Annotated in this window: 21 protein-coding genes and 1 tRNA gene; 15 read left to right on the top strand and 7 right to left on the bottom strand. The window is 47.2% G+C overall.

Features of this window, described 5'->3' with window-relative positions:
* Positions 1-63: 63 nt before the first annotated feature.
* Complete coding sequence (locus tag ACQY69_RS04930; protein WP_428259121.1) at positions 64-1,620, bottom strand: sodium:solute symporter family protein; 1,557 nt, start codon at positions 1,618-1,620, stop codon at positions 64-66.
* An 864-nt stretch (positions 1,621-2,484) separates the two neighbouring features.
* On the opposite strand from ACQY69_RS04930, the gene ACQY69_RS04925 reads away from it, so the two are divergent.
* The 10 genes from ACQY69_RS04925 to ACQY69_RS04880 all read left to right on the top strand — a co-directional run bounded on the left by ACQY69_RS04925 (position 2,485) and on the right by ACQY69_RS04880 (position 16,336).
* Positions 2,485-3,984, top strand: a complete 1,500-nt coding sequence (locus ACQY69_RS04925; RefSeq protein WP_428259119.1) for a Na+/H+ antiporter NhaC family protein — start codon at positions 2,485-2,487, stop codon at positions 3,982-3,984.
* 281 nt (positions 3,985-4,265) lie between these two features.
* Positions 4,266-4,415, top strand: a complete 150-nt coding sequence (locus ACQY69_RS04920) for a hypothetical protein (protein ID WP_428259118.1) — start codon at positions 4,266-4,268, stop codon at positions 4,413-4,415.
* Between the two features lie 46 nt (positions 4,416-4,461).
* Positions 4,462-6,435, top strand: coding sequence for an excinuclease ABC subunit UvrB (uvrB, locus tag ACQY69_RS04915; RefSeq protein ID WP_428259116.1), 1,974 nt, complete (start codon positions 4,462-4,464; stop codon positions 6,433-6,435).
* An 85-nt stretch (positions 6,436-6,520) separates the two neighbouring features.
* Positions 6,521-9,364 (top strand): excinuclease ABC subunit UvrA, encoded by a 2,844-nt coding sequence (gene uvrA, locus ACQY69_RS04910; RefSeq protein WP_428259115.1) that lies wholly within the window; start codon positions 6,521-6,523, stop codon positions 9,362-9,364.
* Positions 9,365-9,420: 56 nt separating this feature from the next.
* Positions 9,421-10,815 carry a sigma-54 interaction domain-containing protein gene (locus ACQY69_RS04905; RefSeq protein WP_428259113.1) on the top strand — a complete coding sequence of 465 codons (1,395 nt, stop codon included), beginning with the start codon at positions 9,421-9,423 and terminating at the stop codon, positions 10,813-10,815.
* Positions 10,816-11,101: 286 nt separating this feature from the next.
* A complete protein-coding gene (locus ACQY69_RS04900; protein ID WP_428259112.1) occupies positions 11,102-12,334 on the top strand; it encodes a saccharopine dehydrogenase family protein in 1,233 nt (410 codons plus the stop codon).
* 45 nt (positions 12,335-12,379) lie between these two features.
* A complete protein-coding gene (locus tag ACQY69_RS04895; RefSeq protein ID WP_428259111.1) occupies positions 12,380-12,997 on the top strand; it encodes a hypothetical protein in 618 nt (205 codons plus the stop codon).
* A 31-nt stretch (positions 12,998-13,028) separates the two neighbouring features.
* Complete coding sequence (locus ACQY69_RS04890) at positions 13,029-14,468, top strand: sodium:solute symporter family protein (protein ID WP_428259110.1); 1,440 nt, start codon at positions 13,029-13,031, stop codon at positions 14,466-14,468.
* 11 nt (positions 14,469-14,479) lie between these two features.
* Positions 14,480-14,713 (top strand): hypothetical protein, encoded by a 234-nt coding sequence (locus ACQY69_RS04885; RefSeq protein ID WP_428259108.1) that lies wholly within the window; start codon positions 14,480-14,482, stop codon positions 14,711-14,713.
* Positions 14,714-14,728: 15 nt separating this feature from the next.
* Entirely contained in the window at positions 14,729-16,336 is a 1,608-nt protein-coding gene (locus ACQY69_RS04880) for an amidohydrolase (protein WP_428259106.1), read from the top strand.
* Positions 16,337-16,700: 364 nt separating this feature from the next.
* Here ACQY69_RS04880 and ACQY69_RS04875 read toward each other — a convergent pair whose 3' ends face one another.
* The 6 genes from ACQY69_RS04875 to ACQY69_RS04850 all read right to left on the bottom strand — a co-directional run bounded on the left by ACQY69_RS04875 (position 16,701) and on the right by ACQY69_RS04850 (position 20,652).
* Positions 16,701-16,880 (bottom strand): hypothetical protein, encoded by a 180-nt coding sequence (locus ACQY69_RS04875; protein WP_428261017.1) that lies wholly within the window; start codon positions 16,878-16,880, stop codon positions 16,701-16,703.
* A gap of 52 nt (positions 16,881-16,932) precedes the next feature.
* Positions 16,933-17,070 carry a HEPN domain-containing protein gene (locus tag ACQY69_RS04870; RefSeq protein WP_428261016.1) on the bottom strand — a complete coding sequence of 46 codons (138 nt, stop codon included), beginning with the start codon at positions 17,068-17,070 and terminating at the stop codon, positions 16,933-16,935.
* Positions 17,071-17,101: 31 nt separating this feature from the next.
* A complete protein-coding gene (locus ACQY69_RS04865; RefSeq protein ID WP_428259105.1) occupies positions 17,102-17,440 on the bottom strand; it encodes a nucleotidyltransferase domain-containing protein in 339 nt (112 codons plus the stop codon).
* Positions 17,441-17,602: 162 nt separating this feature from the next.
* Positions 17,603-18,928 (bottom strand): APC family permease, encoded by a 1,326-nt coding sequence (locus tag ACQY69_RS04860; RefSeq protein WP_428259103.1) that lies wholly within the window; start codon positions 18,926-18,928, stop codon positions 17,603-17,605.
* A 39-nt stretch (positions 18,929-18,967) separates the two neighbouring features.
* Positions 18,968-19,861: a carbon-nitrogen hydrolase family protein gene (locus ACQY69_RS04855; RefSeq protein WP_428259102.1), complete on the bottom strand. Its 894-nt coding sequence runs from the start codon at positions 19,859-19,861 to the stop codon at positions 18,968-18,970.
* A 38-nt stretch (positions 19,862-19,899) separates the two neighbouring features.
* Positions 19,900-20,652 (bottom strand): LuxR C-terminal-related transcriptional regulator, encoded by a 753-nt coding sequence (locus tag ACQY69_RS04850; RefSeq protein WP_428259100.1) that lies wholly within the window; start codon positions 20,650-20,652, stop codon positions 19,900-19,902.
* A 284-nt stretch (positions 20,653-20,936) separates the two neighbouring features.
* On the opposite strand from ACQY69_RS04850, the gene ACQY69_RS04845 reads away from it, so the two are divergent.
* From ACQY69_RS04845 to ACQY69_RS04825, 5 genes are all read left to right on the top strand, one after another.
* Positions 20,937-21,012: transfer RNA gene (locus ACQY69_RS04845), tRNA-Ala, on the top strand.
* A 127-nt stretch (positions 21,013-21,139) separates the two neighbouring features.
* The gene (locus ACQY69_RS04840) at positions 21,140-21,532 is read left to right on the top strand and encodes a hypothetical protein (protein WP_428259099.1); all 393 of its coding nucleotides are present in this window, start codon (positions 21,140-21,142) and stop codon (positions 21,530-21,532) included.
* A 4-nt stretch (positions 21,533-21,536) separates the two neighbouring features.
* Complete coding sequence (locus ACQY69_RS04835; RefSeq protein WP_428259097.1) at positions 21,537-21,881, top strand: 4Fe-4S dicluster domain-containing protein; 345 nt, start codon at positions 21,537-21,539, stop codon at positions 21,879-21,881.
* 36 nt (positions 21,882-21,917) lie between these two features.
* A complete protein-coding gene (locus ACQY69_RS04830; protein WP_428259095.1) occupies positions 21,918-22,748 on the top strand; it encodes an AAA family ATPase in 831 nt (276 codons plus the stop codon).
* Positions 22,748-23,908 (top strand): VWA containing CoxE family protein, encoded by a 1,161-nt coding sequence (locus ACQY69_RS04825; RefSeq protein WP_428259094.1) that lies wholly within the window; start codon positions 22,748-22,750, stop codon positions 23,906-23,908. The genes ACQY69_RS04830 and ACQY69_RS04825 overlap by 1 nt, the downstream gene beginning before the upstream one ends.
* Positions 23,909-23,984: the final 76 nt, after the last annotated feature.

The following is a 23,984-nucleotide window of genomic DNA, read 5'->3' as shown; positions in this document are numbered from 1 at the left end:
GGAACTGATGGTCCTGAAACGCCATAAGGATTTCAGCGCTTTTGAGCTGGAACGGGAAAGATGTTATCTGGATTCATCTTCTTCATCTCCAAGAGAAATCTTAGCAGTGACTTCCACTTTCCTTTCGTAGCAGGCGAAGCAGTCGGAGACCAGTCTGCCGTCAAGTTTGGGCGTTATCAGACTGACCACAGGAACGATGATCATGCTGCCTATCATGGCGAAAGCACCCGCGTTGATGGATGATTGCAGTATCGAAGGGAAAATTTCACCGGCCACCATGTTGAGTATCATCAGCCCTGTGCCCCATATGTAGCTGCACCAGCAGGCAGCCTTTGTGGTTTTTTTCCAGTAAAGCCCGTAAAGGAGCGGAGCCAGGAAAGAGCCTGCCAGGGCACCCCACGAGATACCCATAAGTTGGGCGATAAAAGTGATATTGCTCCTGTATTGGATGATGGCTATGATGACGGATATGGCGATGAATAGTATTATTAATGCGCGTATTATGAAAACCTGGGTTTTTTCCGTCATGTTTTTGATGAAATTATCTTTGAGAAAGTCCAAGGTGAGTGTCGAACTGGAGGCAATGACCAGAGATGACAGTGTCGACATGGACGCTGACAGTACCAGCAATACGACCAGACCGATAAGGACATCGGGAAGGCCTGATAACATGGCTGGTATGATGGCATCAAAGCCTTCAGTCTCCACATTTACCTGATCTGAGAAGAGTCGTCCGAAGCCTCCGAGGAAATAGCACCCTCCCGCTACAATAAGTGCGAACAGCGTGGATATTATCGTACCCTTGTGTATGGATTTCTCGCTCTCTATGGCGTAAAATTTCTGGACCATCTGAGGAAGTCCCCATGTTCCCAGTGAAGTGAGGATGACAACACTCAACAGGTTGAGCGGGTCGGGTCCAAGAAATGAATTGAAAGCTCCCGGTATCGTTGATGCAGAAGGATCTTCCACCTGGGCGAGACTGCTCAAGGCTTCCATGAAACCTCCTTTGCTGGCCAAAACAGCGGCTATCACGGCCACTATGCCAAAGAGCATTATGATGCCCTGGATGAAATCATTGATGGCGGTGGCCATGTATCCTCCAGCGATCACGTATATCCCTGTCAGAACTGCCATAATGATGATACATATGGTGTAATCGACGTTGAATGCCATTCCGAACAGCCGCGACAGCCCATTGTAGAGCGAGGCGGTATAAGGGATGAGGAAGATGAATATTATTATTGAGGCGCCTATCTTGAGGGCTTTGCTGTCAAACCTGGATCCGAAAAATTCAGGCATGGTAGCGGAATCAAGATGCTGGGTCATTATTCTGGTGCGTCGCCCCAAGACGACCCAGGCCAGCAGGGATCCGATGAAAGCGTTGCCTATTCCTATCCATGTGGATGCGATCCCGTATTTCCATCCGAATTGTCCTGCGTACCCGATGAAGATGACGGCTGAAAAGTAGGAAGTGCCGTAAGCGAAAGCTGTGAGCCACGGACCTACGGAACGGCCGCCGAGAACGAACCCGTTGACGTCGGTGGCATGCTTTCGGCAGTAGATCCCAATGCATATCATGATGGCGAAGAAGATTATTAAAAGCAGTAATTTGATAAACATAGCATTTGTCCTTTCTCTGTTGTGTTTTGAAGGACAGCAGCGACAGGACAGGGAGAATCCCGGGCATCGTCTGTCTTGTCATAAAAAAACTGCCCTCCGAACTATGTTCAGAGGGCAGTTGATACCGCGTTACCACCTCTGTTCACTGTAGCCTCACGACTGCAGCCTCACTGAGTTCACGATGAAACTCGCTCACTGTTACGGGTGAACCCGTTCCGTCCTAATTAGTTCAGAGCTCCGATAGATAGAGATGTCTCTTTCCTGTTCAGAGGACTGCTCTCGGAATGTATTCGGTCAGCGTCGTCCCGCGCCTCTCACCAAACGGCTGCTCTCTGTGGGACTCCTGAAGACTTACTGGTTTCCGGTCCTGGCATTTGTCGATTATTATGTCATGGATTTTTTTTCGTGTCAAGAGAATAATAGGAAGTTTTTAAAATATCATAGAAGAGACGGCAGAAAAATCTTTGCTGAAAATTAATATTCAGAAAAAAAAGAATTTTCAGCTTGTATGCCATGTAAAATAGTGGTAGAATTAATCAACAAGTATATCAAAATATTATGAGGAAAGGAGGGAAAACGGCGGAAATCTGAGGAAGAAAGGGTGCTCTGACGGGAAACGTTTTTGTGCTGACAGAAAAATCCTGCGGGACTTTCTCCCATTGTGATGTGAATGGGCTGTAAAGAGTCGACGGGGCGAAGTCAGCGCTGATGTGGACATGGAAGAGCCACGAAATGTGATGGACTTTTTTATTTTATCAAGACTGTTTTTATGATTTTTTACGGATGACAAATGGCGAGTTGCTTAAAAGCAACTCGGCGGTCATTCAGCAATTATTCTGTTTTTTATCGGGAGGTGAAGTGCAGTTGACAGAAAAACTTAAAAACGAAGTGAAAACATTTAATCCACTTCGGTCGTTGATAATAGTAGTTCTGGTTATCGCGGCTGCCTATTTGGTAGCGTTGACTCTGGTGCCTGCGGAAAACCTGGAAGCAGAGGGCGGGACTCTGGGGTTATGGTCATGTGTACCTGCGGTCTTCCTGGTCGTGTACATTTTTGCAACAAAGCGCGTGTTGGAAGGACTGATATTGGGCTCTGTTGTCGGCCTGATATTCGCGGCGCCATCGGCGAATGTGATAGGTGCATTGAGTACTACTGCAACGGAAGTCATGATGGATGAGGATACCGGATGGCTGATAATCGTCTGCGGACTTATGGGTGCTATAATAAAACTTATTGAAGTAACTGGCGGAGCCCAGGCTTTCGGCGACTGGGCGGCAAGGAAAGCGAAGTCGAGAGAGGCGACGTTGATGTGGACGTATGTCCTCGGGTGTATCATTTTTATAGATGACTATCTCAATTCGATGACGATAGGCTCCTGTATGAAGAAACTGACTGACAAGCGTAAGGTGTCGCGAGAAATGCTCAGTTATGTCACATCTTCGACGGCAGCCCCGCTGTGTGCATTGATCCCGATTTCAACATGGGCGATCTTCGCAGGGCGTATTATGGTAGATAATGGTTATGGAGTTGATGGGAAGGAAATACAGTCATTCATTACCACGATCCCATACAGTTTCTATGCATGGGCCGCAGCGTTGCTCGTTCCGCTGGTAATATGGCATATAGTTCCTGTGTTCGGCCCTATGAAGAAGGCTGAAGAAAGAGCGCTGTCAGGCGGACCGCTGGCGCCTCCGGGATCAGAAAAAATCGACTTGAACGCTGGCGAAGTCGAACTGAAAGGAAAACCTAAATTATATAATCTTGCTATTCCTATCATAGGCATGGTATTCTTTACGATCATTTTCGATCTTGATATGCAGTATGGTGTAATCGCCACAATGGCTCTCTGCTTCGTTCTCTTTATAGGACAGAAGCTGCTGACTGCCGAAGAATTTTGGGACTACAGTATAGAGGGGATAAAGAACATGATACTTCCGCTCACCCTTATGGTCCTGGCATATATTTTCGCATCGGTGAACGATACGATAGGCTTTACCCGTTACGTGATCGATATTGCTGTTGCAAGCGCATCGGTACAACTGCTGCCTGTGTTGATCTTCGCACTTCTTGCAGTAACCGAGTTTGTTACGGGAACTAACTGGGGAATGTACATAATCGCGCTGCCGATAGTCATTCCGATTTGCATGGAGACGGGGATACCTGTTGCTCTTGGCTGCGGAGCAGTAATCTCGGCCGGAGTACTGGGAAGCCACTGCTGCTTCTACTCCGATTGTACCGTAATAACATCCTCAGCTACAGGCTGCGACAACTTTGCCCATGCGTGGACTCAGATGCCGCTCGGCTTGCTGGCCGGAGCCGTGGCTGCAATCGGTTATCTGATAACAGGATTTGTTATGATATAGGACAGAAGGTCAAAGTAAAACGACAGTAATCACCTGAAAAATCATTTCCGTATCAAATGTGGAATACTCTAAGGACCGCGCGCCGGCAGAAATACTCTGCCGGCGCGCGGTTTATGGTTGTCATTCTAAGGCAGCGGACGGTTTGAGCTGGACATCTCATCCAGCCCGCTGTTTTAGTTGTATTGGTAGTTTCGAGGCGATTTTCGTATTTCGAAATAAAAATTTAAAATCACGGCAAAACGAAGAACGTCTGTTTGCGCGCGAGGAGGCGTTATGTTATAATGCTGTTAGGCAGATATGTATTGGATCAAAAGATGAAAAGTACAGGAAGAAAAAGAATGGTATCCGCAGCAGGTGTCTCGGAAGATATGATCGTAAAGCATTTAATGAGTTTTGATAGAGAAATAGCGGATACATTAATGGTTAAATAAAAAATGAAAACAGAGTAAAGAAACCAAAAGACGAGAGGATTGATTTATGGATCGTTTTAAAATAGTATCAGAATATAAGATGATGGGTGATCAGCCTAAGGCCGTGGAAACCCTGGCGAGCGGTATCATGGAGGGTAAGAAGGCTCAGACGCTGATGGGCGTCACCGGTTCAGGAAAAACCTTCACTATGGCCAATATCATCGAACAGGTACAGAAGCCGACTCTGGTCATCAGCCACAACAAGACTCTGGCGGCTCAGCTTCACGGCGAGTTCAAGGAGTTCTTCCCTGATAACGCAGTGGAATATTTTGTCTCCTACTACGATTACTACCAGCCGGAGGCTTACGTGCCGTCGACAGATACCTATATAGAGAAGGACTCGGATATCAACGCGGAGATAGAGAAGCTGAGGCACTCGGCGACGGCGGCACTGTCGGAGCGGCGGGACGTTATCATCGTCGCCAGTGTATCCTGCATCTACGGATTGGGAAGTCCGATAGATTATGAAAATCAGGTCATATCACTGCGGCCAGGTATGGAAAGAGACAGGCAGGAATTGATGAGGAAGCTGGTAGATATCCAGTACACCAGGAACGATATCGCTATGGAAAGAGGCAATTTCAGAGTCAGAGGCGATACGCTGGATGTCTATCCGGCAGGAGCGGAAAACGCTGTCAGAATAGAGCTGTTCGGTGACGAAGTGGAGACAATCAAGGAGATAAACCCTGTGACCGGAGAAATAGTTGGCATCAGAAATCATGTGGCTATCTATCCGGCATCTCATTATGTCACCAGTAAGGAGAACATCGACAGGGCCATCGAAACCATCAGTGAAGAGCTGGATGAACGCATCAAATGGTTCCGCGACAGGGGAAAGCTGATAGAGGCGCAGCGTATCGAACAGCGTACAAGATACGATATGGAAATGCTCAGGGAAGTAGGAACGTGCAAAGGCATAGAAAATTACTCACGTCACATCACAGGACTGCCGCCGGGCTCGAGACCGTATACGCTGATAGATTACATTCCGGACGATTTCCTGATAATAATAGACGAGTCTCATGTGATGCTGCCCCAGCTCAGGGCCATGTACGCGGGAGACCGTTCAAGGAAACAGTCGTTGGTGGATTACGGTTTCAGGCTGCCATCGGCGCTGGACAACAGGCCGCTTAAGTTCGAGGAATTCAACAGTCTTGTGAACCAGATACTATACGTCAGCGCTACTCCGGCGCCGTACGAGAGGGAGCAGAGCGGAGGCATATCGGCGGAGCAGATAATCAGGCCGACAGGCCTTCTCGATCCCGTCATAGAGCTTCATGAGACGGAAGGACAGATGGATCACCTGATAGGGGAAATCAATAAAACTACGGAAAAGGGTGAACGTGTACTCGTTACGACACTTACCAAGAAGATGGCCGAGAGTCTGACGGATTATCTGAAAAATGTCGGGATAAAGGTGCGCTACCTCCATTCGGAGATAGATACGCTGGAACGTATGGAAATACTGAGAGATCTGAGACTTGGTATCTTTGACGTTTTGGTAGGGATAAATTTGCTGAGGGAAGGGCTGGATATCCCGGAAGTGTCTCTGGTTGCTATTTTAGATGCCGATAAAGAAGGCTTTCTCAGAACGGAAACATCGCTGATACAAACAATAGGAAGGGCTGCTCGAAATGTTGACAGTCGGGTTATAATGTATTGTGATGGAGTGAGTCCTGCCATGAGAGCGGCCATAGACGAGACGGAGCGAAGGCGCAGGATACAGGATCAGTACAACAAAGAAAACGGCATCACTCCTCAGAGTGTAAAGAAGGCGGTCAGAAGCGTCATAGAAGCTACTCATGTGGCGGAAGAGGACATGATATATGAAGGAAAGAGCCCGCTGGAGCTTACGAAAAAAGAGCTGAAGGACTACGTCGCCAAACTGGAAAAGGAGATGAAGCAGGCCGCTGCGGATCTGCAGTTCGAACGGGCGGCCCAGCTGAGGGATATGGTGTTCGAGTATAAGGCTCATATGTAGTGCCGGTATGGCTGATGAAAAAGGTCTTCGACATTATGGCAGTGGACATTTTAGAAGCATATAGAGAGGGAGCATAGTACAGAGTATGGCAAAAGACATCGTTATAAAGGGAGCGAGAGAAAACAATCTGAAGGGAATAGATGTGACGATACCCAGAGACAAACTGGTGGTGCTGACAGGGCTGTCGGGTTCAGGGAAGTCGTCGCTGGCCTTCGATACCATATATGCGGAGGGACAGCGGAAATACATGGAAAGTCTGTCCTCCTACGCCAGACAATTTCTGGGACAGATGGAAAAACCTAACGTCGAATATATAGAAGGCCTTTCTCCGGCCATTTCCATAGACCAGAAGACTACCAACAAGAATCCGCGATCCACCGTGGGAACAGTGACGGAGATATATGACTATCTGAGACTCATGTATGCCAGGATAGGTATACCTCACTGTCCTGTCTGTGGTCGTGAGATTTCAAGTCAGACTATAGATCAGATAACCGAATTGTTGATGATGGAAGGAGAAGGGACGAAGCTTACCATTCTGGCTCCTGTGATCAGACAGCGTAAAGGACAGCATGAAAAGATACTGGAGAGGATAAGGAAGGAAGGCTTCACCAGAGTCAGAGTCGATGGGGAGATGAAGATACTGGGAGAGGATGAGATAAAGCTGGAAAAGACCTTCAAGCACACCATTGAGATCGTCGTCGACAGGATAAAGGTCAGGGATGGGATACAGAGCAGGCTGTCGGAGGCCTGCGAGCTGGCCATCAGTCACGGAGAGGGACTGGTACAGGTCATCGTCGATAAAAATGGTGATGTGGAGGAAAAGACTTTCAGCACCAGCCTGGCGTGTCCGGAGCATGGAGTCAGCATAGAAGAGCTGGAGCCCAGGATGTTTTCCTTTAACAATCCTATGGGAGCATGCCCTGAGTGCAATGGTCTGGGATTCATCCAGAGCATCGATCCGGACCTGATAATCCCGGACAAGGACAAGAGTATCAATGAGAAATGCCTCAGCAATGTTTTCGCTACTATGGAGTATACCAGCTATTATTGGCAGGTCATACGGGCATTGGCAGAAAAATATGGCGCTGATATGGATACACCATACAAAGATCTGCCGAAGAAGTTCAAGGAAGTGCTCCTGTATGGAACCGGAGATGAGAAGCTTCAATATGTCTATACTAATCGCAGCGGCGAAAGTCTCAAGAGAAATCATACTTATGAAGGCATCATCAATAACCTGGAACGGAGATACAGGGAGACAGGATCTGAGTGGATCAAGGAAAAGATGGAAAAGTACATGCGCATCACCGAGTGTCCGGCGTGCCATGGGAACAAGCTGAAGCCGGAACTGCTGGCGGTGACTGTGGGAGGAAAAAATATAATGGAATTCTGCGATATGTCGGTAGTTGAGGCCATCAGGTTCGTCGATGAACTGGAGCTTTCCGAGACGCATCGCAGGATCGCCGAAGAGATATTGAAGGAGATTAAAGGCAGACTCACCTTTCTGGCCAATGTGGGGCTGGATTACCTGACACTGTCGAGAGCGGCCGCGACACTTTCAGGCGGCGAGTCTCAGCGTATCAGACTGGCTACCCAGATCGGCTCCGGTCTGGTGGGAGTCCTCTATATCCTGGACGAGCCCAGCATCGGACTTCATCAGAAGGACAACGCCAAGCTGCTGGAGGCTCTGAGAAGATTGACTGATATAGGGAATACACTGATAGTGGTAGAACATGATGAGGATACCATGTATGCCGCTGATCATATCATCGATATAGGTCCGGAAGCCGGCATCAATGGTGGTGAGCTGGTGGCACAGGGAACCGTGGAAGACATAATGAACTGTCCGCAGTCTGTCACCGGACAATATTTGAGCGGCAGAAAAAAGATAGAAGTGCCGCTGACCAGGCGAACGGGGAACGGTAAGTTCCTGGAGATAAAAGGAGCCGCGGAAAATAATCTGAAAGGCATTGACGTGAAGATACCACTGGGAGAAATGGTATGTGTCACCGGAGTGTCGGGATCCGGAAAAAGCAGTCTGATAAATGAGATCCTATATAAAGCCGTCGCGGCGGAAATGTACGGCAGCAAGGACAGGCCGGGAAAGCATAAGAGGATAAATGGTCTGAAAAATATCGATAAGATCATCGATATAAATCAGGCGCCTATAGGCAGGACACCAAGATCCAATCCGGCCACGTATACAGGGGTCTTTACCCATATACGGGATCTGTTCTCACAGTTGCCGGAGGCCAAGCTGAGAGGCTATGGAAAAGGCCGTTTCAGCTTCAATGTGAAAGGCGGGAGGTGCGAAGCCTGCAATGGGGACGGGATCATCAAGATCGAGATGCATTTTCTGCCCGACGTATATGTTCCGTGTGAAGTGTGTAAGGGAAGACGATATAACAGAGAGACCCTGGAGGTCAAATACAAGGGCAAGAGTATATTTGATGTATTGGATATGAACGTGGAGGAGGCCACGGAGTTTTTCCGTAATATCCCTACTATTTCCAGGCAGCTTCAGACGCTGATGGAAGTAGGGCTGGGATATATCAAGCTGGGCCAGCCGAGCACCGAGCTTTCGGGAGGAGAAGCCCAGAGGATAAAGCTGGCCTCGGAGCTTTCCAAGAAGAGCACCGGAAAGACCCTCTACATTCTGGACGAGCCCACCACGGGACTTCATTTCGCTGATGTGGACAAGCTGATATCGGTCCTTGACAAACTGGTAGAGACTGGCAATACTGTCGTAGTGATAGAGCACAATCTGGATGTGATAAAGAGGGCTGATCATATCATAGATCTGGGGCCTGACGGAGGCTTCAGAGGCGGTCAGATCGTCGCTCAGGGGACGCCGGAGGAAGTGGCGCAGGTGGAAGGCTCTTACACAGGGGAGTTTTTACGGAAAATACTGAAACGATCCAAATGATCGCCGGATAAACGGCGAGAGAGCTGATAAAAAGATCACGGGGAGGAAGAAGGGGCATGTACAGACAATTCATAGAGGATAATTACGATAAGATGTCGGAAATCTTGAACTGTCTCAAGATAGGAGTATATATCACCGACGGGGAGGGCAACACTCTGTTGCTCAACGATGAATCGTGCAAAACAGGCGGTCTGACCAGAGAAGAGACGGTCGGCAAGAACATGCGCCAGCTGGAGACGCAGGGCTTTATCGAGGAATCCGTTTCTCTGGAAGTGATGAAGAGCGGCAAGGAAGAAGCGATGATCCAGAATCTGGGGGATGGCGATAAAGTCTACGTTACAGGGGTGCCTCTTTTCGAAAAAGACGATATAGACATAATCATAAACACAGAGAGAAACATAACAGAGACCCTTACCCTCAAGAAGCTGCTGGAGAAGAACAGCAAGGTGACAGCCAAGATAAGGGAGGAAATCGAATATCTGAGAAAGCAGAGCAGCACGGCTCTAGGCAATATGGTGGCGGAAGACGAGGAAACTAAGCGGCTGGCGGAAAAAGCGGCACGCGTTGCCAAACTTGATACGACGGTACTGCTGACAGGAGAGTCGGGGACAGGGAAGGAAGTATTCGCCAATTTCATATACAGCAACAGCGGCAGAGTGGGAAGGCCCTTTATCAAGGTCAACTGCGCCGCCATACCGGAGAATCTGATGGAATCGGAGTTGTTCGGCTATGTGGGCGGTGCCTTTTCGGGAGCCGATAAAAACGGTAAGATGGGGCTCTTCGAGATAGCGAATCACGGGACGCTGTTTCTGGACGAGGTGGGGGAGATCCCGATACATCTTCAGTCCAAGCTTCTGAGGGCTATACAGGAGAAGGAGATAATGCGGGTTGGAGGTACGAAGACTATACCGGTGAATATCAGGTTTATCGCCGCTACCAACCGCGACTTGAAGGAATCGGTGGCCAGAGGCGATTTCAGAGAGGATTTGTATTACAGGCTCAACGTGATGCCTATAGAGCTGCTGCCGTTAAAAGGCCGGAAAAAGGATATCAAAGTGCTGGCAGCCCATTTTGTCAGCAAATACAATAAATCATACAAGATGGATAAAAAGATATCCAACGAAGCTATGAGTGTATTGCAGGAATTCGATTGGCCGGGAAACATCAGGGAGCTGGAGAACGTCATAGAGAGGATAATGATAAGCTTTGATGACAATATCATCACCAAGGCTCAGGTGGAAAGGGCCATGGGAGTGATGACAGAGTCGGTGGGAATGGATCTGTCCAATCTGGAAGGGAAGACCATGACGGAGCTCATGGACGAGTATGAAAAGTATATCCTGGAGTCTATGCTGGCTAAATATAAGAGAGCCAGCGAGGTGGGGCGTGCGTTAGGGATGAACAAATCCACCTTATCTAGGAGAATGAAAAAGTATGGATTGGAACGTTGAGTTTCACAAATGAAACCATTTAATTTCATTTGTGAAACAAAAAAGTTGAAAAAACACCGCTAAAGAGTGATTTTGTTTCAAAAACGAAACAAAATCACTCTTCTTTTGATTTTAACAAAAGAAAAATGAGGAAAAATAAAAAGGGTTCAAAATCATGAAGTCCGAAAAATATTGAAAATTCAATGAAGATGAAAAAGTTTTTCTTCTTGGCACGGCTTTTGCGATATATATTGACATCGCGATATAAAGAATAAGCCCGGGTCAGAAAAGAAGGAGGACTTATATTATGAAAGTATTGATCGTAGGTGCAGGCGGTCAGGGTGGAGCGTGCGCGTCCATTCTGGCTAGACAGGATGCTATCGAAGAGATCAGACTCGTAGACCTGAAGGAAGAGACCGCTAAAGCTGTCGCTGATCATATCGGAGTCGACAAGGTCAAGACGGGAGCTGTCAATGCTACTGACCCTGATGATGTAGCCAGAGCAGCGGAAGGCGTAGATGTGGTCGTCGATATGGTAATGCCTTGGATGGCTACATATGTTATGAAGGGAGCGTTAAAGGCAAAGGCCAACTATATCAATACTGCCTTCGACGATCCGTTCTGGGACGAGTTCCTCGAAGGGAAATCGGTGGACGAGCTGACGCTGTGCAAGGAATTCAAGGAAGCAGGACTTACGGCACTGTTCGGATGCGGCTTCGCTCCGGGAATGACTAACGTTTTAGCCAGAAGATTCGCCAATAAGCTGGATACAGTAGACAGTATAAAGATGAGAGTCGGAAAGGCCAATCTCGTTCCGGGAGAAGGACCTTATGACTGGGTGCTTCGTCCGTGGAATCCAGGCTGGTCTCCAAAGCAGGCTCTGGTTGACTGCGCGTCGTCGACTTATGCTCTGGAAGACGGAAAATATGTCAAGTACCCTCCGTTCGGCGGGATGGAGATGTGCGAATTCCCTGATCCTGTAGGAACGCTGCCGGTGACCCACCACTCTCACGAGGAGATATACAGCATGCCTTCTACATTTGAGGGTGTAAAGGATGTTGATTTCAAATATTATCTGATGTACCAGCCGGCGATCTTCTATGCTTCGGGGCTGTGCTCGCAGGAAAAGATAAAGGTAGGGGATGCAGAGGTTGCGCCGATAGATGTTGTAGCAGCCATGGTACCACCTCCACAGAACAATATTTTCGGAGCCACAGATGAAGAACTGGCGGAAGCTGATAAGAAGGCATTCATAGAGCTTATCGTGGAAGTTAGCGGAACGAAGGATGGAAAGAACGTTACTTACAGAGCCAACTGCCCGAAGATGAACGCTCCGGGACCTGAACTGAAGAAGATCTACGGAACAGCTCTCGTATACGTGGCATTGCCGTTGGCCATAGGAACGATGATCCTGGGAGATACGGATCTGAAGAAAGGTATCGTGTTCTCCGACGAACTGGATCCCGATGATTTCCTCAAGAGGATGATGGACACGGGATATCCATACAAGTGGAAGGAAAGCCTCATCGAAGAAGAATAAAAGCGGTTTGTTTATCAGACCGGGAAGGATAGATCAGGTAGCGATATGGTAAAACGATTACAGTCTCGAAAAAAAGAACAAGACTTTCTGCATACTGATATAGTACGCAACAGAGAAGATGCTATCAATGAGAAGGCAAAGCTCATGCACGGCAGCATTTTCGGCAAACCTCTAATAAAATTTGAAATTATTGCTATGAGAGACGTATGGGTGCCATATTGCTATTTGGTTTACCATTTTGAGCTGGGCGGCAGAGGCCCTTTCAAGAAGGGCGGTGTCGTCCGGGATGGAAAAGTTGCCGTCGTGTTCGATCTCAATGAAGTGCATCCTGTCCAGTATGATATATACGAAAACGGAGACATAAAGTTGGTCAACAAAAAATCCAGAGAAGACCGGGAAATAATGAAAGCTAATATATTCGATAAAGATATTCTGGAGCAGACGGAAAAACATATCCAGATGAGGATAATGAAACGTTTTTACGGAAAATCGGGAGATCTCAAGCTTGTGACGAAGCAGTATTTTTTCAGACCGGCGGTCGAAATGGATATCGTCTACAAGAAGAGTGACACCATCAACAAGAGATATGCTTACTTGGATGAATTCGGTATCCAGAGCGAACATATCCTGGGACTGAAATACCGTGTCGAACACAAATCCTGATTTGAAATTACTATTTATGGAGGATTGAGAAATGATAGATTTTTCAAGTATGTGGTCCGGCCTTGACTGGGGTGTGATCATTCTTTACTTTGTTTTTATCATTGCTGTCGGCCTGACCATGAGGAGAAGAGCCAGCAAGAACATGAAGAACTATTTCGTGGCAGCCAGAAGACTGACCATACCGGTTCTGATCGGTGTAGGTTCGGCCAGCTGGATAGACTCATGGTCCATCGTAGGTCTGGCTGAATGCGGAACCACTATGGGTATCTGCATACTGTTTATATACGTTATTCCAAATACTATTCTGAGACTGCCGTTGGCGTTGTGGATAGGACCTCTCGTAAGAGATAAAATGCCTGACTGGGTAATAACCATGCCTGACCTGATGCAGTATATGTACAGCAAGAATACTAAACTGGTTATGGCGCTGGGAATGCTCTGTACCCTCCTCTATGAATCGGCTCTGCTGACAGCGGGCGGACAGGTCATTTCATATGTTACCGGAATAAATATGTGGGTAGCTTTTGTAATATTAGGTATAATAATCGTAATTTATACGTCTCTTTCGGGAATGTTCGGACTGGCCGTTACCGATATGGTTCAGTTCGTCATCATGTCCGTTGCAGCCGGTGTTCTTTGCTTCGGAATGTACATGCATTTTGATGGATTTAGTGCAATATTCCAGCAGGCTCACGATATAAATCCGAATCTGACCTCGCCTTCAGGAGGCTTGGGCGTGATGGAGATACTCTCATGGGCGATAGGAGCTGTGGCTATGTATGCCAACTCACAGTCGTATCAGAGATTCGGTTCATCCAAGTCCGGCGGAGACATAAAGGTTTCATACTCCTGTATCATGCTGTTCAGCATCATATTCAGTACTGCAATGGTAATCGCAGGTATGGCAGCCCTCGTTCAGTATCCTGATGTTGCGGCAGAATCTCCATCTCAGGCGTTCTGGGCCATCGTATTCGAAACACTGCCGATAGGTCTGAGAGGACTGTTTGTAGCGGCATTGCTGTCGGCTGTAATGTCCACCGTAAGTGCCGATTATCTGATTGGCGGAGCTGTAGTGGTACACGATATTTACAGAGGATTCATCAATGAAAAGATGAGCGATAAATCTGAAGTTGTCGCTACGAAGGTCGTAATAGCGATAATAGGTATACTCGTTATATTCTGCACATATTTCTGGGCAGATGGTATCTCGAAAGCTTACTACTATATCGGAGGATTCCAGGTAGCAGCATTCTTCGTACCGCTCATGTTCGGACTCTTCTATCAGAAGAAAACAGCAGCAGCCGGATTCTGGAGCTTGCTCCTTTCGATCGTTATGTACATGGTTTGGCAGTTCGTTCTGCAGATGCCTGCCGGAATCCCTACAAACCTGGCCTGCATTATCTTCAGTATAGTAGTTTATATAGTGGTTGCTAAGGTTACTTATAAGGGTAATAAGCAGCTCGAAGCGTAAGGAGGTCAATGATGGAAAACAGTGTAGAAGCGAGAAAAAGAAAACTTGCCTACTTTTGGGCGATAGTGACCATTATAGCGTGCATTCTCGTAGGTGCAGGGGTGATAATGCATTCCAATGATGTGCTGCCGCTGTTCCTGGCCGTTGGAGGCGTACTTTTCGGCCCTGTATGCGGAGTGATGTACCTTATAGAAATCAAGAATGGCGTACTTAACATAGAAGATGACGAAAATGGGGAGGAATAGGAGAGAAATCCGAAAATGAAAAAGAAAGCCTTCAGATGTAAGAACATTTATACTGCTGTGACGGATCAGCTGATCGACGGTTATGTTATCGTCAGCGATAACAGGATAATATTCGTCGGAAGTGAGAGGGAAGGAAAGAAGTATATTGATTCCGATACGGAGATCATAGATATATACGATAAATTCCTGATGCCGGGTTTCAACGACTTTCATGTGCATCTGGTGAGCGGCGGTCTGTTGGAACAGGACGGCGTTCTCAGGTATATGACGTCAGAAGAGGAAGCAGCCAAATATCTCTGGGATCTCCACAAGGATGACAAAAATAAGCGATTCATCATGGGAGGAGCCTGGGATCCACTTCTGTGGCCGGAACATAAGAATCCGACCAAACGCAGTCTGGATAAATATTTCCCTGACACACCGGTATTTCTCATCAACAAAGAGGGACACGGAGCATGGGTCAACAGCGCGACGCTCAGGCTGTTTGGCATAGATGCGAACACGGAAGATCCGCTTAACGGTTCCTATGGAAGATTTGAAAACGGTGAGCCGGATGGATATCTTCATGAAATGGCAGCTGTCAACGTTCAGTCCAAGATTTTCGAATCAATAAGCAATGAAGAATTTGCTGAGTACAGCAGAACTTTTATCAGGACTGCCAACAGAAATGGTATAACATCGCTGGGAGATGTGGCTGGCGTAGGGCCTGTAAGCTGTGAGGCTTATAAGCTGCTTGAAAATAAAGGTGAGCTTACTGCCAGGATACATTTCTATCCATTCTTCGATGAAGGAGTGGATGCCATAAGAGAAAAAATGCAGAAGTACAACAGCTTAAGGCTGAGATGCAATGGCGTCAAGACTTTCATCGATGGAACGCCTCAGGGGTACTCAGGATATATGCTGGAAGATTATTCCGATAGACCTGGGGAACGAAGCCAGCCGATGATAGAACCGGAGCAGTTTATCCAGCAGGTGTGCGATTTCCATAAGGCGGGCATACAGACGAGAGTACATGCCTGTGGGGATGCGGGAGCCAGACTGTGCCTCGATGCAGTAGAAGAGGCTTACAGGAGGCATGGAAGGACTGATCTGAGACACTGCGTAGAGCATCTTGAATCGGTCGATCCTGCCGATATACCGCGTTTTGGTCAGCTTGATGTTATAGCGTCGGTGCAGCCTGAGCATATGCCAAAGTATGATTTTTACCAGCATCCTTTCCATAAGATCCTGGGCGAAGAGCGTATGAACTATTCGTGGCCATTCGGATCTGTGCAGAGAGGTGGCGGAGTCCTGGCATTCGGTACGGACTGCCCGGTAGTGGATGTATCGCCATTCAGAGGAATATTCAGGGCTGTAACGAGAGTTACCAATGAAGGTGAACCTGAAGGCGGATGGAACCCAAAGGAGAAGCTCAGCATACATGATGCTCTCAGGGCGTATACGCTGGGAGGAGCTTACGCATCCTTCAGAGACCATGATATGGGGACTATAGGTGTCGGGAAGCTGGCCGATATGGTCGTGACCGAACACAATCTGTTCGAATGCGCGACCGACAGGCAGGCCATGTTCGACATGAAAGTCATCATGACAGTAATGGACGGGGAAATCGTTTACAGTTTGTAGAGCTTTAAAATAGAGATTTTTATACTGGATATAAAGTTTCTCCTGATTTCCCGTATAATGATTCGCTGATTATCTTCGCCAAATCGACTTGAAAGTCGTTGATTTTATACGTATTTCAGGGTATGTGGTCTGAAAGTGTATAAAATAAAGGAAAAAACTGTTAAAATGATGGAGACGACTTATACGGGAAATACAGAAAAGGATTTCGAAAAGTATAAAAGAAATGGAAACTGCTGGAAAAGGCGATAAGAAAGACAAATAAAAAGAAGCTGGCATATCGACGAAAGTGATAACGTTGATATGCCAGCTTTTGTCGATAAACGCTATGTATTATGTTCAGCAAAATCATGAGATAAAATGTTAATTACGTTGTATGTGTTACCGTGCTGTTTAGATATTCTTCAATAGCTTTACAAAACAGCTCAGCGTTATCGATCTGCTCTTTTGTTTCTTCTTTTGAGGCAAGAAAGAAGTCGTCGTAGTCACTGGCATTCCTGATTTCGCTCGCCGATATGATGATATCAGAATACGCTTTTTCAAATATTCCGGTTTTTATATATTCTCTTTGGAAGTACTGGATGACTCCGGAATGCTTTTTAATCCACTTCCTCCAAGGCTAGCACAGCTCTCATAGCATGAAATATTGCGTAATAAGCCCTGTTATTGCTGCTTTTATAGCTACCGGATTTATAAAGTTGTTTTGCGTCGTCAATCAATTCCTTAGCCCGTTCCATTCTATAAATCGCAAGGGCGCAACGCTTATCATTAAGCAACGACTCTCACCCCTTCGCGATCAATGTTCTTATAATATGGGAGAACACTCTTATACTCTTCAAAATCAGAAAGAGAGATATAGTTGATACTGATAAGCGTATCGTAATCAAGGCTCATTTCACTTATTACTGAAACAATATCCTTTTGATACTTCTTTAATTCAGCCCTGTCAATATTCACAATGACTGCAATATCAATATCAGATTCCTCATCAAAATCACCTCTGGCAAATGAACCGTATAAAATCATTTCAACTAAATCTGCACCGATAATTTGGTCAAGATGAGAACGCAGTATTGACAGTATTTCAGTTAACATATTTGCAGGCATAGTCATATCTCCTTTCATCTCTATTATATGTTTCAAATAGGATAATAACAAGCAAAAAGATTAATTATCACTTTAAATCAAAACCGCTTGCATTGGGAGGCGGTTTTAGCAAGCTTCCTTCGTGCAAGCGGTAATTTCATTATCAAATTCTCAGCTATTCTATCATTCATCGATAGCCAATTCAGGTGGTTCCTCCTTGAGCCCTTTGGTCAGTATCAGCATGTAGATGATGCCTATTATTACCCAGGCGCAGCCGAGGATGAGAGCTATTCTATCCAGGTGAACCAGCAGGTACAAACAGAAGATAGTTCCCAGTATAGGGAAGATAAGATACATGAAGACGCCTTTGGCGGAGTGCTTCCTGTTTCTTATGAAATAGTGGGAAATAACCGCAATGTTGACGAAGCAAAAGCCAACGAGTCCTCCGAAATTGATATACGCAGTAGCTGAAGTAACATCGAGGAATACAGCGAACAGCGCTACTATACCTATAAGGATTATGGCATTGGTAGGAGTTTTAGTCTTTCCCAGCCTGCCGAAGAGTTTCTTAGGAAGTACGCCGTCTCTTCCCATAGCGTACAGCAGACGAGCGCCACTGGCCTGAGCTGACAGACCTGCTGCGAACTGGCCCGCGATAGTACCGATAAGGAAGATGCCTCCGAAAATGGATGGCGCTACCTGACGAGCAATATCGTAAGCGGCGTTATCCGGATTAGGATAGTCGAATGCCGGGTGAACCAGGTGAGTGAAGTACGTTACGATGAGGAATATAGCACCGCAAACGAGAAGAGTCAGTATTATCGATCTTGGGATGTTCTTTTCCGGATCGATAGTATCTTCGGTAAATGTAGTCAGTGCATCGAAGCCCAGGAAACAGTAGCAGGCTGCCGCAGCACCGGCCACCATATAGCTGAAGTCGATGTCAGGGTTGTAGAAAGGCGAGAATGAAGCCAGCGTTCCTTCTCCCATTCCCTCTGTAATGGCTTTGATGGTGAATATCAGGAACGCGATGATGATGATGACCTGGATGGAAACCATCACGAAGTTGATCTTGCTCCCTACTTCGACGCCGACGATGTTGATGAGAGTCGTGATGACGATGAAGCCGATCAGCCATACCCATTCAGGGACTGCAGGAACAGCGGCACTGAAATAGGACGCTCCGATGAGCCAGATGGCCATTGGGAAAAATACATATCCCAGCAGTACGATCCATCCCGCAAGAACTCCCAGCTTGGAATTTATTGCTTTTCTCGTATAAGTGTAGGCCGAGCCCGCGGCAGGATAAGCCTTGGCCATGTGGCCATAGCTGAGAGCTGTGAATAACATGGCAATTATGGTCAGACAGATGGAGCCCGATTCCACACCGTGAGATGATGTGGCGATAACGCCGTATATGGTATAGGCGATCATCGGGGTAAGGAAGGCTACACCGAAGATGACCAGATGGTGCAGCTTCATGGTACGTTTTAACGAATCATTTTGCATTTTAATATCCCCTCTCTTGATAAATATTTTGATGACAATTTATAAAAATTTCTTATAAATATCAGGTCTGTAGTCCGGTTCGCCGGTTATCTCCTTATCGACGAAGAGACGTCTTTCCGCCAGCGAAAGGTCGATGGTCTCCATAGCGATACCTTCCTGTACATTATCTTTGTTGCCGGCGTAGTAGTGAAGGTTCGTTTCATAGAACGCGTTGATTTTCGGCCCTATGACACAGCTGCCTCCGCCAAAGTAGTTGACTATATCTGTTCCGCACAGGTTGGCGCTGGCCACGTAAATAGTGTTGCAGAGTACGCCGTACTCCAGCGTTGGAGCGTAGTAATCGATAAATGCCTGACGGCTGCCTTCCTTCGGAATTTCCTCCACAACGGCGGTAGGATTCAGATAAAGTCGGCTGCCCTGGCCACAGTAATATCTCTGCAATTCAGGGAACTGATATGTGTCGAAGCAGATGCCGATGGAAACAGGACCCCATGGAGTATCGAACATGAATGGCTTGTCTCCCTTGGCGCACCAGATGCTCTCAGTCTCGAAAGGATGCATTTTCTGATAAGCGCCTATGACTCCGTCAGGACCGATGGCTACTGCTGAATTGTAAAGTGTTGCGTCAGCAGTGTCTTCCAGTTTTTCAGCCATGCCGAATACTACATAAATACCGTACTTCTTCGTTACCTCGGCGATAGCCTGGCATGACGGTCCGTTGATTGTTTCTGCTGTTTCGATCTTTTCTTTCTGAGTTACGTTTTCGTCCACGTAATAGTCATATCCGTAGAGACACATCTCAGGGAATAAGACCAGATCAGCGCCGCGCTTCGCTGCGGCTTCTGAGAATTCGCAGATCCTTGAAAGGTTGCTTTCCTTGTTGGCCGCGTCTACTTTAAAGTTTACCGCAGCTACAGTGATGATGTTCTTCATAGCTTCTCTCCTTTATATTTATAATTTCTCTTTTTATGCTATTTATCCTTGCCGGTGGCCTTGCATATGAATTCTATGCGGGATTTGGTATCTGATTTTTCCAGTATCCTGGAAACGTGCTTCTTCACAGTCGAAATGGAGATGCACTTTTCCTCGGCGATCTGTTCATTGGAATATCCCTTGAGTATCATGGTAGCCACATCCTGTTCGGCATTGGTCAGTGAATACTTGTGAGTGAGGTTCTCGAAAAGGAACGCATAGTTGGAAGCCTTCAGCTCTATGTGAGGCTGGAATATCCGGCAGATCTCGACTTCTCTTTCAGAGAAATCGACATCCTTCTCATTTCGGAACAGGTCAAGCGAACCGATGCAGAAACCTCTGTTTTCCATGTTCCAACGGAAATTAGTGTCCAGGGAGACCTTGGTCTTGGCAGGGGTCACATAATCGATGAAATATTCCGTTTCCTTCCTCTTGTTTATATCGAAGGCTTCGCTGCTCTTGATAACGACTTCTTTGTTGGGCATCATCTTCTCTACCACATCATCGATATTACAGTAATAGCGCTCATAGTCGATGAGCTCCTTTTCACTGAATCCCTGCCCGATATAATCCTTTACGATTTCCGGGGCCGACAGGTCGTAGAAGTAGATACACGCTTTTTCATATGGGACGAGTCCCTCGATATCGGTCAAAAATGTGTTCAAAGCCTTGAGGATATCGCTTTCGCTGTTCATCCTCAGTATCATTTCATTGATCCTCTTCCAATCCTTTGTCCACAGTTCCTGGCTCATAATCAGTCCTTTCAATATTGTTTGACGACTTTGTTAATTATTATACTATCAAAGCTTTGTGCAAGCTATGGGCCTTAGGTACCATTTTTGTAAAAAATCGGGGCATGTTTCTAAGTCTGATGCAGCGAATTGTGAAAGAACTTTTACGAGGGAAGGAGAAAAGAAAATGAGAAAGGAAAATACTGAAGACGGCGAATAAAATAATCGAAGATGGATATTGACTTGGCTGTAAAATAGCGATAAAATCGTCAGTAGGTCGATCGTGACGATACAATATATAGTGAGGGGGCATAGCTCAGCTGGGAGAGCGACGCGTTCGCAACGCGTAGGTCAAGGGTTCGAGTCCCTCTGTCTCCACCAATGTCAAACGAAAAGCACGCTGGAAGCATTGGAATCCCGGCGTGCTTTTTGATTTATCGCTATAAGATAACAGGAAGGAAAGCAGAAAAACTGAAAAGTTTTGTCGCTAAGAAAGGAGTTGGGATTAGTGAGAAGGGGAAAGCGAAAAAAATATCTGGCCGGGCTGGCAGTTACAGTGTTGTTATTGGCATTACTGCCGACAACAACGCTGGCAGCATCTGCCGATTATGGCGACTTTCTGGTGGCCGGCGATGACCTCTCCGGCGTATCATTTGAAAACGATACGCTGACGATCGGTACATCCGGTACCTACACAGTTGCCATGGCGCAGGAGGGAAACACGACAGGTCAGCATATCACGGTAGCATCCGGTGTAACGGCTACGCTGGTACTGGACGGGGTTTCGGTTTCTTCGGGAACGACGGCGCTGGAAATCAGCGGAGCTGATGTTACTCTGATATTATCGCCGGAAAGCGATAATTCTTCTCAGCGGTATGAGCGCTATGGAGCAGATGTGTGACAACATGAGAGCGACTGAGCCGTTGACAGACGAGGAAAGGGCGCTGTTGACGAAGGTATGCCGGATATTGAACGAGGAAAAAACCATACCGTGTACGGCGTGCGGATATTGTGCCGGACACTGTCCGATGAGCATCCCTGTCCCGGAATATTTCAGGATATATAACGAGTATCTGAGGTACCCCGATGAGGACTGGAAGATAAAGCCTGTGTATGAAAGTGTTGCGGAGAAGCGAAGCAGAGCATCTGACTGTATAGCCTGTCATATATGTGAGAGGAATTGTCCGCAGGGGATAAAGATAGCGGAATGGATGAAGAAAATAGCCGGCGGCCTGGAAGAAATGGTATAATGGATAAGATGAAAATTTGAAACAAGGAGCCAGAATATGACAGAAACGATTTATAAATTCCAGGGTACCGACGATTATATAATCGATGATGAATTGAAGATGACCATGAACATAGCCATCGGTATGAACAAACCATTGCTGGTGAAAGGTGAACCGGGAACGGGCAAGACGGCACTGGCGGAAGCCATAGCCAAGGCTCTCGGGAAGAAACTGATAGTGTGGAGCATCAAGTCGACCACAAAAGCACAGGATGGCCTGTATCAGTACGATGTGGTACGCAGGCTCTATGACAGTCAGCTGGGTAACGAAGGTGTGGAAGATGTGAAGCGGTATGTGAAGCTGGGGAAGATAGGAGAAGCCTTCGTGTCGGAGGAGCAGTGCGTACTTCTTATCGATGAGATAGATAAAGCAGACCTGGAGTTTCCCAACGATTTGTTGTGGGAGCTGGATAGGATGGAGTTTTACATTCCTGAGACGGATGAGACCATCAGAGCTAACCATCCGCCCATCGTCATCATAACGTCAAACGCGGAAAAGGAACTGCCTGACGCGTTCCTGCGGCGTTGTGCCTTTCATTATATAGATTTCCCTGACGAAGAGCTGATGAGGAAAATCATATTGGCACATTATCCTGAAATCGAGGAAAAATTGCTGGAGCAGGCTCTCGACGCTTTTTTCTACGTGAGGGAGTATTTCGAATTGAAGAAAAAACCAAGCACCAGCGAGCTGCTTGATTGGATAAGCGCGCTGAAGCTGAGTGGGCTGCCGGTCGATGATCTGAGGAATGATTTGCCGTTGATGAGTTTCCTCCTGAAGAAGGATGAAGACAGAGAGACAGTCAAGGGGATATCTGGAGGGCTCAGGTGATGTTTCTCGGTTTTTTGTCGTTCCTTCGGGCGGGAGGAATGAAGGTCTCCCTCAACGAATGGCTGGCGTTGATGGAAGGTATGTACGAAGGCTTCCATGGTCAGACCTTGGGCGGGTTTTACATCCTTTGCCGGGCGTTGCTGGTAAAAAGAGAAAGCGACCTGGACAAGTTCGAGAGATTATTCGATGAATATTTCAGAAATATCACCGGTCAGCAGCTGAAAGAGGAGATAGAAGGACTGAGGCAGGATCCTCAGCGAGCCAGGCAGCTCTTTGCGGGGTATCTTGAAGACAGGAGTCTGGAGCCTGATGCTGCCGTGAAGGTGATGGAAGAGCGGCTGGCGGCGGTAGAGGCCGGGACCGGAGAAGAACCGGGACTTGGCGCGGGAGAGGTGGCCGGCGGTATGATACAGGGAGCAGGTGGAAAGTCCATCGTCCATGCCCGTGGAGACCGCAGGTTCAGGGACTGGCGAACTGACTGCGCCATTGAATCCAGACAATTCCAGATGGCATTCCGCCTGTTGAGAGAATTGTCACGAAAGCTGGAATCCAGCGAGAAAGAACTGGATATATGGGGTACTGTGGATCATACCTGCAGACGCGGTGGTATATTGGATATCAGGACACAGCCGCCACGGCGGAACAGGCTGAAGCTGATGGTCCTCATCGATTCAGGCGGTTCCATGAGACCTTACGAACAGCTGTGCAGTCTGCTGTTCCAATCGCTCCATAAGGCGAACACCTTTTCCGAGCTGAAGATGTATTATTTCCATAATTGTCTGGAAGGAGAATTATATGAGGATCCTTCCATCGATGCTGACAGGACGGTGAGAACCGACTGGATATTGAGGAATATCTCGAGTGATTATAAGGTGATCTTCGTAGGTGACGCAGATATGGCTATCCATGAACTGATGGGAGCATCCGGCGGATCTTACGGTTCTTATGGCGGCCCGGCAGGCGCGCCGACGGACGGATTGGGCTGGTTCAGGAGATTCAGGGAGAAGTACAGTCACTCCATATGGCTGCATCCGCAGGAGCGGGAGGAGAATCCTGCATGGATGTCGGAATCTTTCGTGGAGATAGGGAAGGTCTTTCCCATGTTTCGCTTGTCTATAGACGGACTGAAAGACGGGATGTACAAGCTGCTTCGCGGCTGAATGCGCAAGGCGCGAGGATAGGGAAAGTCCGGGATTCGTCGACCACGACAGAGACAGGGATAAAGTGACTCTCATC

Origin of the sequence: Gallibacter sp. Marseille-QA0791, assembly GCF_965119705.1 — a bacterium.
GTDB classification, from domain to species: domain Bacteria; phylum Bacillota; class Clostridia; order Peptostreptococcales; family Anaerovoracaceae; genus Lentihominibacter; species Lentihominibacter excrementipullorum.
Note: the sequence above shows the minus strand (reverse complement) of the source record. Positions and strands in the feature narration are given on the sequence as shown.

Coding starts and splice junctions, on each gene's coding strand:
- ACQY69_RS04880 (WP_428259106.1), top strand. CDS start 14,729: ATGAAAAAGAAAGCCTTCAGATGTAAGAACATTTATACTGCTGTGACG.
- ACQY69_RS04855 (WP_428259102.1), bottom strand. CDS start 19,861: ATGAAGAACATCATCACTGTAGCTGCGGTAAACTTTAAAGTAGACGCG.
- uvrB (WP_428259116.1), top strand. CDS start 4,462: ATGGATCGTTTTAAAATAGTATCAGAATATAAGATGATGGGTGATCAG.
- ACQY69_RS04905 (WP_428259113.1), top strand. CDS start 9,421: ATGTACAGACAATTCATAGAGGATAATTACGATAAGATGTCGGAAATC.
- ACQY69_RS04895 (WP_428259111.1), top strand. CDS start 12,380: ATGGTAAAACGATTACAGTCTCGAAAAAAAGAACAAGACTTTCTGCAT.
- ACQY69_RS04865 (WP_428259105.1), bottom strand. CDS start 17,440: ATGCCTGCAAATATGTTAACTGAAATACTGTCAATACTGCGTTCTCAT.
- ACQY69_RS04890 (WP_428259110.1), top strand. CDS start 13,029: ATGATAGATTTTTCAAGTATGTGGTCCGGCCTTGACTGGGGTGTGATC.
- ACQY69_RS04885 (WP_428259108.1), top strand. CDS start 14,480: ATGGAAAACAGTGTAGAAGCGAGAAAAAGAAAACTTGCCTACTTTTGG.
- uvrA (WP_428259115.1), top strand. CDS start 6,521: ATGGCAAAAGACATCGTTATAAAGGGAGCGAGAGAAAACAATCTGAAG.
- ACQY69_RS04850 (WP_428259100.1), bottom strand. CDS start 20,652: ATGAGCCAGGAACTGTGGACAAAGGATTGGAAGAGGATCAATGAAATG.
- ACQY69_RS04835 (WP_428259097.1), top strand. CDS start 21,537: ATGAGAGCGACTGAGCCGTTGACAGACGAGGAAAGGGCGCTGTTGACG.
- ACQY69_RS04860 (WP_428259103.1), bottom strand. CDS start 18,928: ATGCAAAATGATTCGTTAAAACGTACCATGAAGCTGCACCATCTGGTC.
- ACQY69_RS04825 (WP_428259094.1), top strand. CDS start 22,748: ATGTTTCTCGGTTTTTTGTCGTTCCTTCGGGCGGGAGGAATGAAGGTC.
- ACQY69_RS04900 (WP_428259112.1), top strand. CDS start 11,102: ATGAAAGTATTGATCGTAGGTGCAGGCGGTCAGGGTGGAGCGTGCGCG.
- ACQY69_RS04830 (WP_428259095.1), top strand. CDS start 21,918: ATGACAGAAACGATTTATAAATTCCAGGGTACCGACGATTATATAATC.
- ACQY69_RS04930 (WP_428259121.1), bottom strand. CDS start 1,620: ATGTTTATCAAATTACTGCTTTTAATAATCTTCTTCGCCATCATGATA.
- ACQY69_RS04870 (WP_428261016.1), bottom strand. CDS start 17,070: ATGGAACGGGCTAAGGAATTGATTGACGACGCAAAACAACTTTATAAA.
- ACQY69_RS04920 (WP_428259118.1), top strand. CDS start 4,266: ATGCTGTTAGGCAGATATGTATTGGATCAAAAGATGAAAAGTACAGGA.